The organism is Dactylosporangium fulvum (assembly GCF_025137375.1).
Lineage (GTDB): Bacteria > Actinomycetota > Actinomycetes > Mycobacteriales > Micromonosporaceae > Dactylosporangium > Dactylosporangium fulvum.
This window is the reverse complement of the sequence record NZ_CP073720.1, coordinates 1,927,187-1,939,007: the sequence shown is the minus strand read 5'-3', so window position 1 is coordinate 1,939,007 and position 11,821 is coordinate 1,927,187. Positions and strand designations below refer to the sequence as shown.

Annotated in this window: 10 protein-coding genes; 2 read left to right on the top strand and 8 right to left on the bottom strand. The window is 69.8% G+C overall.

Going from position 1 to position 11,821, the window contains the following annotated elements:
• The first annotated feature begins 4 nt into the window (after positions 1–4).
• On the top strand, positions 5–1,027 hold the full coding sequence (locus Dfulv_RS08995) for a phosphotransferase family protein (protein ID WP_259862182.1): 1,023 nt from the start codon (positions 5–7) through the stop codon (positions 1,025–1,027).
• Entirely contained in the window at positions 1,027–2,238 is a 1,212-nt protein-coding gene (locus Dfulv_RS08990; protein WP_259862181.1) for an acyl-CoA dehydrogenase family protein, read from the top strand. Before Dfulv_RS08995 ends, Dfulv_RS08990 begins: the two co-directional genes overlap by 1 nt.
• A gap of 121 nt (positions 2,239–2,359) precedes the next feature.
• Here the strand turns inward: Dfulv_RS08990 and Dfulv_RS08985 are convergent, their stop codons facing one another.
• The 8 genes from Dfulv_RS08985 to Dfulv_RS08950 all read right to left on the bottom strand — a co-directional run bounded on the left by Dfulv_RS08985 (position 2,360) and on the right by Dfulv_RS08950 (position 11,733).
• A complete protein-coding gene (locus Dfulv_RS08985) occupies positions 2,360–2,809 on the bottom strand; it encodes a hypothetical protein (RefSeq protein WP_259862180.1) in 450 nt (149 codons plus the stop codon).
• Between the two features lie 64 nt (positions 2,810–2,873).
• Positions 2,874–3,668, bottom strand: a complete 795-nt coding sequence (locus Dfulv_RS08980; protein ID WP_259862179.1) for a hypothetical protein — start codon at positions 3,666–3,668, stop codon at positions 2,874–2,876.
• A gap of 63 nt (positions 3,669–3,731) precedes the next feature.
• Positions 3,732–4,808 carry a LacI family DNA-binding transcriptional regulator gene (locus Dfulv_RS08975; RefSeq protein WP_259867563.1) on the bottom strand — a complete coding sequence of 359 codons (1,077 nt, stop codon included), beginning with the start codon at positions 4,806–4,808 and terminating at the stop codon, positions 3,732–3,734.
• 150 nt (positions 4,809–4,958) lie between these two features.
• Positions 4,959–7,379 carry a GH36-type glycosyl hydrolase domain-containing protein gene (locus tag Dfulv_RS08970; protein WP_259862178.1) on the bottom strand — a complete coding sequence of 807 codons (2,421 nt, stop codon included), beginning with the start codon at positions 7,377–7,379 and terminating at the stop codon, positions 4,959–4,961.
• A gap of 20 nt (positions 7,380–7,399) precedes the next feature.
• Positions 7,400–8,464 carry a LacI family DNA-binding transcriptional regulator gene (locus tag Dfulv_RS08965; protein ID WP_259867561.1) on the bottom strand — a complete coding sequence of 355 codons (1,065 nt, stop codon included), beginning with the start codon at positions 8,462–8,464 and terminating at the stop codon, positions 7,400–7,402.
• Positions 8,427–9,830 carry a GH1 family beta-glucosidase gene (locus Dfulv_RS08960; RefSeq protein ID WP_259862177.1) on the bottom strand — a complete coding sequence of 468 codons (1,404 nt, stop codon included), beginning with the start codon at positions 9,828–9,830 and terminating at the stop codon, positions 8,427–8,429. Before Dfulv_RS08960 ends, Dfulv_RS08965 begins: the two co-directional genes overlap by 38 nt.
• A complete protein-coding gene (locus Dfulv_RS08955) occupies positions 9,827–10,756 on the bottom strand; it encodes a carbohydrate ABC transporter permease (RefSeq protein ID WP_259862176.1) in 930 nt (309 codons plus the stop codon). Before Dfulv_RS08955 ends, Dfulv_RS08960 begins: the two co-directional genes overlap by 4 nt.
• Positions 10,753–11,733: a carbohydrate ABC transporter permease gene (locus Dfulv_RS08950; protein WP_259862175.1), complete on the bottom strand. Its 981-nt coding sequence runs from the start codon at positions 11,731–11,733 to the stop codon at positions 10,753–10,755. The genes Dfulv_RS08955 and Dfulv_RS08950 overlap by 4 nt, the downstream gene beginning before the upstream one ends.
• Positions 11,734–11,821 lie beyond the last annotated feature (88 nt).

Below are 11,821 nucleotides of genomic sequence, written 5' to 3'. Positions count from 1 at the left end.
CCGAATGACCACCCCGCCCGGTCTTGATCTGCCCCGCCTCGCGGCGTACCTCGACGCCAAGGCTCCCGGCCTGGTCAGCGCGCCGCTGCGCGCCGAGCTCGTGGCCGGCGGCCGCTCGAACCTGACCTACGTCCTCAACGAGGTCTTCGTGCTGCGCCGCCCGCCGTTGGGCCATGTCCTCGCCACGGCACACGACATGGCCCGCGAATACCGCGTGATCTCGGCGCTGGGCGCGACCATGGTCCCCGTGCCGGAGGCGCTCCTGCTCTGCACGGACGACAGCGTTCTCGGCGCGCCGTTCTACCTGATGGCGCGGGTGCCGGGTGTCGTGCTGCGGAACCGGTCGCAGACCGATTCGCTGGGCGAGGACAACCGTCGCAGGATCGCCTTCGCCATGATGGACACCCTCGCCCAGCTGCACCTGGTCGACTACGCGGAGGTCGGTCTGGCGGATTTCGGCCGGCCGGAGGGCTTCCTCGAGCGGCAGGTCCGCCGCTGGACCGGCCAGCTGGACAAGTCGCGCAGCCGCGACCTGCCCGCCGCCGACACGCTGCGCGAGCAGCTGGCCGCGAGCATCCCGGCGAGCCCGCGGACCGGCATCGTCCACGGCGACTACCGGCTGGACAACCTGATCGTCGACCCGGACACCCTGCGGGTCGCCGCCGTCCTCGACTGGGAGATGGCGACCATCGGCGACCCGCTGACCGACCTCGGGCTGCTGCTGGCGTACTGGAACGTGCTCAACCGCCTGAAGACCGGGGTCAACCCGATCGCGGACGGGCTCGGTTCCGACGCCGGATTCCCGACCGGCGACGAGTTGCTGCGGCGGTACGCGCGGAGCGCCCCGCTGAGCGACGACCTGCACTGGTACGTCGGGCTGGCCTGTTACAAGCTGGCCATCGTGCTGGAGGGCATCCACTTCCGCTACATCCAGGGCAAAACGGTCGGCGCCGGCTTCGACCGGATCGGCGAGCTCGTCCCTCCCCTGCTCGAACACGGCATCGCAGCGATCAATGGAGAGAGCTGATGGATTTCCGCTTCGACCCGCGCACGGCCGAGCTCCACGAGAAGCTCACCGACTTCATGGAGGAGGAGGTGTACCCCGCGGAGCACGTCTTCGAGCAGCAGATGCGTGAGCTCGAGGACCCGTGGGCCCGCCCGCCGGTGATCGAGGACCTGAAGCGTTCCGCGCGCGACCGCGGCCTCTGGAACCTCTTCCTGCCCGACCCGGCACACGGCGCGGGGCTCACCAACCTCCAGTACGCGCCGCTCGCCGAGATCACCGGCCGCAGTCCGCACCTGGCGCCGGAGGCGCTCAACTGCGCCGCCCCCGACACCGGCAACATGGAGGTCCTCGCCCAGTTCGGCTCGCCCGAGCAGCAGGACCGCTGGCTCAAGCCGCTGCTGGACGGCCAGATCCGCTCCGCCTTCTGCATGACCGAGCCCGACGTCGCCTCCTCCGACGCGACGAACATCGGCACGAGCATCGTGCGCGACGGCGACGAATACGTCATCAACGGCCGTAAGTGGTGGTCCTCCGGCGCGATGAACCCCAACTGCGCGCTGCTCATCGTCATGGGCAAGACGGACCCGGCGGCGGAGCGTCACCGGCAGCAGACGATGGTGTGTGTACCGCGGGACGCTCCCGGCATCACCGTCAAGCGTGGCATGCACGTGTTCGGCTACACCGACGGTGCCCACGGCGGCCACGCGGAGATCGTGTTCGAGGACGTCCGGGTGCCCGCCGACGCGCTGATCGCCGGTGAGGGCGAAGGCTTCGCGATCGCCCAGGCGCGACTCGGCCCGGGCCGGATCCACCACTGCATGCGGCTCATCGGCATGGCGGAGCGCGCGCTGGAGCTGCTCTGCGGCCGGGTCAGCCAGCGGGTCGCGTTCGGCAGGCCGCTCGCCGAGCAGGGTGTCATCCAGGAGTGGATCGCCGAGTCGCGGGTGCGGATCGAGCAGGCCAGACTTCTCGTGCTCAAGACCGCGTGGCTCATGGACGAGGTGGGCAACAAGGGCGCGCACACCGAGATCCAGGCAATCAAGATCGCGGTGCCGTCAATGGCGGAGTGGGTGATCGACAAGGCGATTCAGGCGCACGGCGCCGCCGGCGTCAGCCAGGACACCCCCTTGGCGGCCCTGTGGTCGCAGGCGCGCACGCTCCGCCTGGCCGACGGCCCGGACGAGGTCCACCGCGCATCCCTGGCAAGACGCGAACTCCGCAAGTATTCGTAACCCCGCCCCATCGCGCCCTTGTCGCGCCGATCTTGGAGTTGTGGCGCCGCGACACTCCCGAGATGTCCCGGTTTGTCCAGCACCACAACTCCAAGATCGGCGCGACAAGGGCGGCGCGGGATCAGACGGCCGGGTACCCGTCGGTGCGGGACTGCGCGGCCGGCGTGTCGTACGACGTGGTCATCCCTGTCGGGATCGGGGCCTCTTCGTCCTCGATGAACCGGTCCGTCGCGGCCTGGATCGCCTTCGGCGCCGTGGCAGCCGCCGCCCAGCCCACCGCGATGCCGCCCAGCACGGCCAGCGCGATCCAGCCCCACGGCTTGCGGGGCCTGCGGCCCGACAGCGCGTCGAGGGCCAGGTTGGCCCGCCGCCACGCCTCGTCCGCCGCCGACCCGACGCGCTCGGACGCCGCGCCGTACCGACTCGACGCCTCGTCCGCGAGGTCCTTCACGGTGCCGCCGACCGAGCGGGCCGTGCCGGACGCCGAGCCGACCGCGGCCCGCAGGTGTTCCCACGCGTCCTCGGCGACGCTCTCCGCGCGCCGCCGCCCCCGCTTCCACTGTGAACTCATGGTTCGCCACCTCCTCCGGGTACCGAGTGCCCGGAGTGGTAGATCCACAAACCCGGCGGAGGGTTCAGCGAAGGGTGTCGTGCAGTTCGCCGAGCGCCTGGAGCACCGTGTCGGGCCCGATCCAGCGGCGCATGCCCTCCCGCTGCTGGAGCTCCAGCATCCGCTCGTGGTCGATGTACAGCCGCCGCGTCTGCGAGGCCTTGAGCTCCTCGGGCGTGGCGAGGACCTTGGTGCCCTTGCCGATGAAGACGTACGGGCGGTCGACGGTCGCGGTGTCGGTGAAGCCGAGCTGGTCGAGGTCGTCGCTGAGGTACTGGATCGCCGTGGCGATCTTGACGTCGGTGTTGAGCTGCGCCTGGGTCACCACGTCGATGAACGGGACGCCGGCCTTCGGCGGGTTGACGTCCTCCTTCTGCACGGCGAGGGACTTCGCGGCGATGCCCAGCGCCAGCCCGATCTCGTGCTCCGTGCCGCTGCCCATCGGGTACCGCAGGTTCAGCACCCGCTCGACGCCGCCCGCGCCGAAGAACGCGGTGGACGACGCGGTGTTGCCGAGGAAGGCGGCGACCTTGTCGAGCTCCTTCTTGTCCGCTTCCAGCCGCGGGCTGCCGTTGGACATGTCGGCGCTGAGCTTCATGTCGGGCACGTAGTCGCTGACGTAGTCCTTGATCTTCGTCGACGCGAACGCCACCAGCAGCGGATGCGGGTTCTTGAACGGCATCTTCCCCGGACCGCTGCCGCCGGAGGCGGCCCCGGCCGAACCGCTCGGCGCGCCCGGCGAGTCGCCGGGGTCGTCGCCGCAGGCGGCAAGGAGACCGAGGAGCGGAACAGCGAGCAGACTCCGGCGCGAAACGATCACGCCCGCGACTGTAGGCCACGCGGGTCCGGAGGCGGTCATGCGGACGGCTCGGGTCCGGCGCTGTCAGGCCGAAGCGCGCCGCACCAGATGGGTCTCCACCATGACCGAAGAGGACGCCGCGCCGCCGATCCGCGCGATGAGCAGCCGGGCCATCTCCCTGCCCATCGCCTCGACCGGCTGGTGGACGGTCGTCAGCGGCGGGTCGGTCTGCCGCGCGATCGCGGTGTCGTCGAAGCCGACGAGGGCCACGTCCTCGGGCACCCGTTTGCCGAGCTCACGCAGCGCGCGCAGGGCACCGACCGCCATCAGGTCGGACGCGGCGAACACCGCGTCGACGTCGGGCCGGCGCTCGAACAGCTCGCGTACCGCACGCTCGCCGCTGGCCTCGGAGAAGTCGCCGTACGCGATCAGTCCCTCGTCGACGGGCAGGCCGGCCCGTTCGATCGCCTCGCGGTAGCCGGCGAGCCGGGAGACACCGACGGCCATGTCCTGCGGACCGGCGATCGCCGCGATCCGGCGCCGCTGCCGGTCGAGCAGGTGCCCGACCGCGATCCGCGCGCCGCCCTCGTTGTCGGCGTCGACATAGGACAGTTGGGACAGCCGGGCGGTGAAGTTGAGCTGCTCGTCGTCGGCGAGCATCCGCGCGGGCCGGCCGCCGAGCACGACCGGCAGGCCGCGCTTCTCCAGCAGGGCGGGCAGCGGGTCGGCGTCGTGCAGCGACAGCAGCATCACGCCGTCGACGTGCTGGCTGGTGAGGTGGTGCTCGACGCGCAGCCGCTCGGCCGGCGACTGGGCCATCGCGAGCCACAGCTGCAACTGTGTCTCGGCGAGTGCCGAGCTGATCCCACGGACGACCCCCGCGAAGAACGGCTCACCGAAGACCCGCTCCTCCGACTCCGACACGACCAGGGCGACGGAGTCGGTGCGCTGGGTGACGAGCGCGCGGGCGGCCCGGTTGGGCACGTAGCCGAGCTCGTCGATCGCCTTCTGGACGGCGGCGCGGGCCTCGGGGCTCACCTGTGGTGAGCCGTTGACCACCCGCGACACGGTGCCGCGACCGACGCCGGCGCGTAACGCGACCTCGTCAAGTGTCGGACGGCCGGCCGAGCGCGGGCGTCCGTTGGGTGGGGGCTTTTGCAGGGTCACGCCTCATTGTGCGCACAAAGCGCCCGCGGACCACCCTCAAAGCCCGCGATCTTGGAGTTGTGGTCCCGACTTTGTCCGTATTTATCGGAAAAGTCAGGGACCACAACTCCAAGATCGCGGGGGCATGCGGCGGGGGCGGCGGGGTCAGAGCGTGAGTGTGACGGTTACCTCGGTGCCGGCCGGGGCCGCGGGGAGGACGTCGCCGTCGATCGGGGCGCCGTCTACCAGGAGGGAGCGTGAACCGCCGCGCTCCACCGTGATGTGGTACGTCGCGCCGCGGAACCGGCGGACCGCGGTGAAGCCGGGCCAGCCGGACGGCAGCACCGGGGCGAGGCGCAGCCCCTCCAGCTCCGGGCGGATACCTAGGATCCACTGCGTGATCGCCGCGTAGTTCCAGGCCGCGGTGCCGGTGAGCCACGAGTTCTTCGCCTCGCCGTGGGTCGGCGCGTCCCGGCCGGCGATCATCTGCGCGTACACGTACGGCTCACAGCGGTGCACCTCGCTCAGCGCCTCACGCGCCGACGGGTTGATCCGCTTGTAGTAGTCGAACGCGCCGTCGCCGTTGCCGACGATCGCCTCGGCGATCATCAGCCACGGGTTGGTGTGGCAGAAGATGCCGCCGTTCTCCTTGTAGCCCGGCGGATACGACGAGATCTCGCCGAGCTCGAGCCGGTATGAGCTGTAGGCCGGCTGCTGCAGGATGATCCCGTGCGGCGTGGCGAGCCGCTCGCGCACGCTGGCGAGCGCGGTGACCGCGGTGCCGTCCTCGACCCCGACGCCGCCCATGACGCACATGCCCTGCGGCTCGATGAAGATCTGCCCCTCGTCGTTCGAGGCCGAACCGATGACGTTGCCGCGGAAGTCGTACGCGCGGCGGAACCACGCGCCGTCCCAGCCGTGCTCGGCGATCGTCCCGGCCATCTTCTCGGCGGCGTCGAGGTACTCCTGCGCGGGCCGGCCGAGGCACAGCGCGATGCCGGCCAGTTCCCGGGCGGCCAGGACGAACTGGCCGGCGATGAAGACCGACTCGGCCACGCCGCCGCTGGCGTTCTCGGTGGTCTGGAACGCCTCGCCCGGGGTGTCGGAGAAGCAGTTGAGGTTCAGGCAGTCGTTCCAGTCGGCCCGCCCGATGAGCGGCAGTCCATGGGGGCCGAGGCGTTCGAGGGTGTACCGCAGGGAGCGCTGGAGATGGCCGTAGAGCGACTCCTCGCTGCCGGGCTGGTTGTCGTACGGCACCGGCTCCTCGAGGATGCTCCAGTCGCCGCTCTCCTTGATGTACGCCGCGACACCCAGGATCAGCCAGAGCGGGTCGTCGTTGAAGCCGGACCCGATGTCGTTGTTCCCGCGCTTGGTCAGCGGCTGGTACTGGTGGTAGGCCCCGCCGGTGGGCAGCTGCGTGGCGGCGATGTCGAGGATCCGCTCACGCGCCCGCTCGGGGATCATGTGGACGAAGCCGAGCAGGTCCTGGTTGGAGTCGCGGAAGCCCATGCCCCGGCCGATCCCCGACTCGTAGAACGACGTGGACCGGCTCATGTTGAAGGTGACCATGTTCTGGTACGCGTTCCAGATGTTCACCATCCGGTTGGTGTCCCCGTCCGGCGTGTCGACCTGGAGCCCGCCGAGCAGCTCGTCCCACCTGCGGCCGAGCGCGGCGAAGCCCTCGTCCACGCATTCCTGCCGGAGCCAGCGCTCGATGACCGGCCGCACGAGGCGCTTGTCGACCGTCTGCGAGCCGGGCGGGTCGAACTTCGCGTCGCGCGGGTTCTCCCAGTAGCCGAGGACAAAGCCGATCTCGCGGGTCTCCCCCGGCTGGAGCGTGACCTTGACGTGGTGCGAGCCGTGCGGCTGCCATCCGTGCGCGATCGAGCCGGTGGACTCGCCTTGCTGGACGACGACCGGCCGGTCCCACGAGCGGTAGGGGCCCAGGAACGACTCACGGGCGGTGTCGAAGCCTTCGAGCGGTTCGCTGCAGGCGAAGTACGCGAAGTGGTCGCGCCGCTCGCGGTACTCCGTCTTGTGGTAGATGACGCCGTCCGCGACCTCGACCTGGCCGGTGCTGAAGTTGCGCTGGAAGTTGGTGGCGTCGTCCTGCGCGTCCCACAGGCAGAACTCGATCGACGAGAAGACGGAGAGCTCGACGGCGGACTGCTGCTCGTTGGTCAGCTTGAGCCGCCAGACCTCGAGCGTCTCCCCCAGCGGCACGAAGTACAGCGTCTCCGCCCGGATCCCGCGGTACCGCGACCCGATCCTGGTGTACGACAGGCCGTGGCGGCACTCGTAGTCGTCCAGTTCCGTCTGGGTCGGCTGCCACGTCGGCGACCAGAACTCGCCGTCGGCGGTGCGCAGGTAGAGGTAGCGGCCGCCGAGGTCGAACGGCGCGTTGTTGTACCGGTACCGGGTGAGCCGGCGCAGCCGGGCGTCACGGTAGAACGAGTAACCGCCAGCGGTGTTCGAGATGATCCCGAAGTACGCCTCGGTGCCCAGGTAGTTGATCCAGGGCAGCGGGGTGTCCGGTCGGTGGATCACGTACTCGCGGCGGTCGTCGTCGAAGTGGCCGAAGCGCACGGGTGCCTCCTGCGGGGTGGTCAGGCTGACTCGCGTACCACCAGATGGGTGTCGAGCACAGTCGAGTGGGCCGGCCCGCCGGCGATACGGGCCAGCAGAAGCCGCGCCATCTCGCGACCCATGCCCTCCACCGACTGGTGCACGGTGGTGAGCGGAGGTTGGGTCTGCCGGGCCACGGTGGAGTCCTCGAACCCGACCACGGCAACCTCGGCGGGCACCTTCCGGCCCTGCTCTCGCAGGGCGCGGATGGCACCGACGGCCATCAGGTCGGAGGCGGCGAAGACGGCGTCGAGGCCCGGGTTGAGATGGAGCAGGCGGTGCATCGCGTCGGCGCCGCTCGCCTCACTGAAGTCGCCATATGCGACGAGCCGGTCGTCGTACGGCTGGGACGCGAGGCGCAGCGCCTCCCGGTAGCCACGGAGGCGGGCCTTGCCCACCCCCATGTCCTGCGGTCCGGCGATCGCCGCGACACAGGTGCGTCCCAGGTCGAGCAGGTGTTGCACGGCGGACCGGGCGCCGCCTTCGTTGTCGTTGTCGACGAAGGCGACGTCCACGTGCCCGGTCTCACCCGTTTCCAGCATGTGCGCGGTCCGTCCACCGAGGACGGTCGGCACCCCGCGCCGAGCCAGCAGCAGCGGCAGCGGGTCGTCGTCGTGCAGGGAGAGCAGCAGCACCCCGTCGACATGCTGGTCGCTGAGGTGCCGTTCGACGAGGGTGCGCTCGGCGACGGACTGGGCCATGGCGAGCCACAACTGCATCTGCGTGTCGGCGAGTTGGTAGCTCACGCCGCGCACGATGCCCGCGAAGAACGGCTCGCCGAAGACCCGCTCCTCCGACTCGGAGACGACGAGCGCCACCGAGTCGGTGCGGCGGGTCACCAGCGCCCGGGCCGCGCGGTTGGGCACGTAACCCAGTTCGTCGACCGCCTTGCGGACGGCCGCGCGTGCCTCGGGACTCACCTGGGGCGAGCCGTTGATCACACGCGAGACCGTGCCCCGGCCGACGCCGGCCAGGGCCGCGACCTCGTCGAGGGTCGGCCGGCGCACGCTATCCGGCCAGGCCGTTGTGCTTGATGACCTCGCGATACCGGTGTCCGCTGGCCTTGACGGTCCGCTCCTGCGTCTCGTAGTCGACGCGCACCATCCCGAACCGCTTCGTGTATCCCCAGGCCCACTCGAAGTTGTCGAGCAGCGACCAGGCGAAGTAGCCGTGCAGCGGCGCGCCGGCGGCGATCGCGTCGTGGCAGGCCCGGTAGTGGGCGTCGAAGTACGCCACCCGGTCCTGGTCGTCGACGCTGCCGTCGGGCTCGACGGCGTCGCGGTAGGCGGCGCCGTTCTCGGTGATGTAGAGCGGGACGGCCGGGTAGTCCTTCGCGACCCGCACCAGCGTCTCGGTGAGGCCGGGCGCGTCGACCTCCCAGTCCATGTCGGTGACCGGGACGCCGGGCCGCTTCTGGAACCGCACGTCCTCGCTGCCCGGCCAGGAGGTGGGCGCGCGCCAGTACGGCTCGGCGGTCACGTCCGGGTCGGGCGCGGCGACGACGTGCCGGCTGTAGTAGTTGATCCCGAGGAAGTCGAGCGGCGCGGCCACGGTCTCCAGGTCGCCGTCGCGGACGAACCCGAAGTCGCTGACCCCGGCGAGGTCCTGCTTGACGTCCTCGGGGTAGCGGCCCAGCAGTACCGGATCCAGGAAGACGCGGTTCGCCAGGCCGTCGATGCGCCGCGCGGCGTCGAGGTCACCCGGCTCGGCCGGGTCCGCGGGCGAGATCGCGTAGAGGTTGAGCGTGATCCCCAGCTGCGCCCCGGCGTCCGCGGCGCGGATCGCCTGGACCGCCTGGCCGTGGCCGAGCAGCAGGTGGTGCATGGCCGCCAGCGCGTCCGGCGCGTGCTTCCGGCCGGGCGCGTGCACGCCCGACGCGTAGCCGAGGAAGGCCGAGCACCACGGCTCGTTGAAGGTCGACCAGTGCCGGACCCGGTCGCCGAGCGCGCCGTGCACCAGCGCGGCGTACTCGGCGAATCGGGCGGCGGTGTCGCGGGCCGGCCAGCCGCCGGCGTCCTCCAGCTCCTGCGGGAGGTCCCAGTGGTACAGCGTGACCCACGGCAGGATGTCGCGCTCGAGCAGCTCGTCGACGAGCCGCCGGTAGAAGTCCAGGCCCTGCTGATTCATCGACCCGCTGCCGCCCGGCTGCACCCGCGGCCACGCGATGGAGAACCGGTAGGACTGGAGCCCCAGGTCCGCCATCAGCGCGACGTCCTCGCGGTAGCGGTGGTAGTGGTCGCACGCCACGTCGCCGGTGTCCCCGCCGAGCGTATTTCCAGGGGTGTGGCTGAACGTGTCCCAGATCGACGGGGTGCGACCGGCTTCGGCGGCCGCACCTTCGATCTGGTACGACGCGGTGGCCGCCCCCCAGAGGAAACCGGGTGGGAACGTCAGCGGGTCGATGCTGGTCACGCCTTGACCGAACCTTCCATGATGCCGCCGATGATCTGGCGGCCGAATGCGATGAACACGATGAGCAGCGGCACGATCGCCAGAGCTGTCCCGGTAAAGACTTGCACGTAGTCGGTCTTGTAGTAACCGGTAGCCAGGATGTTCAGCGAAACCTGCACCGTCGGCGTGTCACCGTTGAGCACAACGTAGGGCCAGAGGAAGTCGTTCCATGTCTGCATGAAGGTGAGCAGGCCGAGAACGGCCGCCGCCGGACGCAGCGCGGGGAGCACGACGCTCCAGTACGTGCGCCAGGTCGACGCCCCGTCGATGCGGGCCGCCTCGATCAGCTCGTCGCTGATCGCGGACTCGGCGTACTGCCGGATCATGAACACGCCGAACCCCTGCACGAGGAACGGCACGATGACCGCCTGCAGCGTGTTGGTCCAGTCCAGCTTCACCATCAGCAGGTACAGCGGAATGATGTTGATCTGGGTCGGGATCATCATCGTCATGATGATGATCAGCAGCAGGGCGTTCTTGCCACGGAACTTCAGCTTGGCGAACGCGAAGCCGGCGAGCGTGGAGAAGAACACCACGGACACCGTCACGGAGCCGGCCACGACAGCGGAGTTGACGAGACCGTAGACGAAGTTCGCGTCGCTGTTCTCGAGCACCCGCTTGGCGTTGTCGAAGAAGTTCGGCCCCGGCAGGAGCGGCGGCGGGATGGCGGTGACGGCGCTGTTGTCCCGGGACGCCACGATGAACGACCACAGGATCGGGAAGATCGACAGCACGATCGTGAGGATCAGCGCCAGGTAGGTCAGCGGGCTGGCCTGCCACAGCGCCGTAGAGGCGCTGCGGACCCGGCCCTTGCCCTTGCCCTTGGGCTTCTGCGGAGGCGCCGGCACCTTCTTCTGCGGCGCGGCGACCGGGGTCAGCGTGCTCATGATGAGGTCGTCCCTCGAACGGACCTGCGCACCAGCAGGAAGTTCACCAGCGCGAAGATCAGGATGATCAGGAACAGCAGCCAGGAGATCGCCGCACCACGACCCACGTTGTAGTTGTTCATGAACGTGGTCTCGTAGATGTACATCGCGACGGTCTGGAACTCGTTGAGGGTGCCGCCCTGGATGCGCCCGTAGTTGAACAGCAGCGGCTCGGTGAACAGCTGCATGCCACCGATGGTGGAGATGATGACGGTGAACAGGATCGTCGGCTGGATCAGCGGCACCGTGATCCGCCAGAACCGCCGCACGGCCGACGCGCCGTCCAGCGCCGCCGACTCGTACAGCTCCTTCGGGATCGCCTGCATCGCGGCGAGGTAGATCAGCGCGTTGTAGCCGATCCAGCGCCAGTCGACCATGAACGCGATCGCGGTCCACGACGCCGCCCGGCTGCCACGCCATTCGATGGGGTTGAGCCCGACGGTCTGCAGCAGCCAGTTCGCCAGGCCGTAACGGTCGGCGAAGATGAGGCCGAAGAGGATGCCGACCGCGGCCACCGACGTGATGTTCGGTACGAGCACGCCCATCCGGATGGCGGTGCGGGCCCGCATCTTCTTGTTGAGCCAGCTGGCCACCATCAGCGCGAGCACCAGCTGCGGCACGGTCGCGACGATGAACAGGCCGAACGTGTTGTAGACGACCGTCCAGAAGTGGTCGTCGGTGAGGACCTTGGCGTAGTTCTCGAACCCGACGAAGCCCTGGTCGCCACCGGTGAGCGTGTTCTTCCGCAGCGACAGGACGGCCGTGTAGACCAGCGGGTAGGCCCCGAACACCGCGAAGAGCAGGAAGAACGGCGCGACGAACAAGTACGGCGACACTTTGAGGTCCAGCCCGCCGACACGCGCGGTGCGCGTCTTCGGCGGCCTGCCCGGTGCACGCCCGTGGCGGGGCCCGGTGACCTCGCCGACGTTGGTGGTCATGGGGTGGGTCCTTCCTCCGGCTTTCCCTTTGAGCGACTCGGCTCAATCAGCTCCGGCTCCGGTCAAGCGGTGGAGGTGGCGTCCACCG

What these genes read in the sequence shown, in the direction of transcription:
- Dfulv_RS08955 (WP_259862176.1), bottom strand. Translation starts at nt 10,756, where the DNA reads ATGAGCACGCTGACCCCGGTCGCCGCGCCGCAGAAGAAGGTGCCGGCG.
- Dfulv_RS08995 (WP_259862182.1), top strand. Translation starts at nt 5, where the DNA reads ATGACCACCCCGCCCGGTCTTGATCTGCCCCGCCTCGCGGCGTACCTC.
- Dfulv_RS08950 (WP_259862175.1), bottom strand. Translation starts at nt 11,733, where the DNA reads ATGACCACCAACGTCGGCGAGGTCACCGGGCCCCGCCACGGGCGTGCA.
- Dfulv_RS08985 (WP_259862180.1), bottom strand. Translation starts at nt 2,809, where the DNA reads ATGAGTTCACAGTGGAAGCGGGGGCGGCGGCGCGCGGAGAGCGTCGCC.
- Dfulv_RS08990 (WP_259862181.1), top strand. Translation starts at nt 1,027, where the DNA reads ATGGATTTCCGCTTCGACCCGCGCACGGCCGAGCTCCACGAGAAGCTC.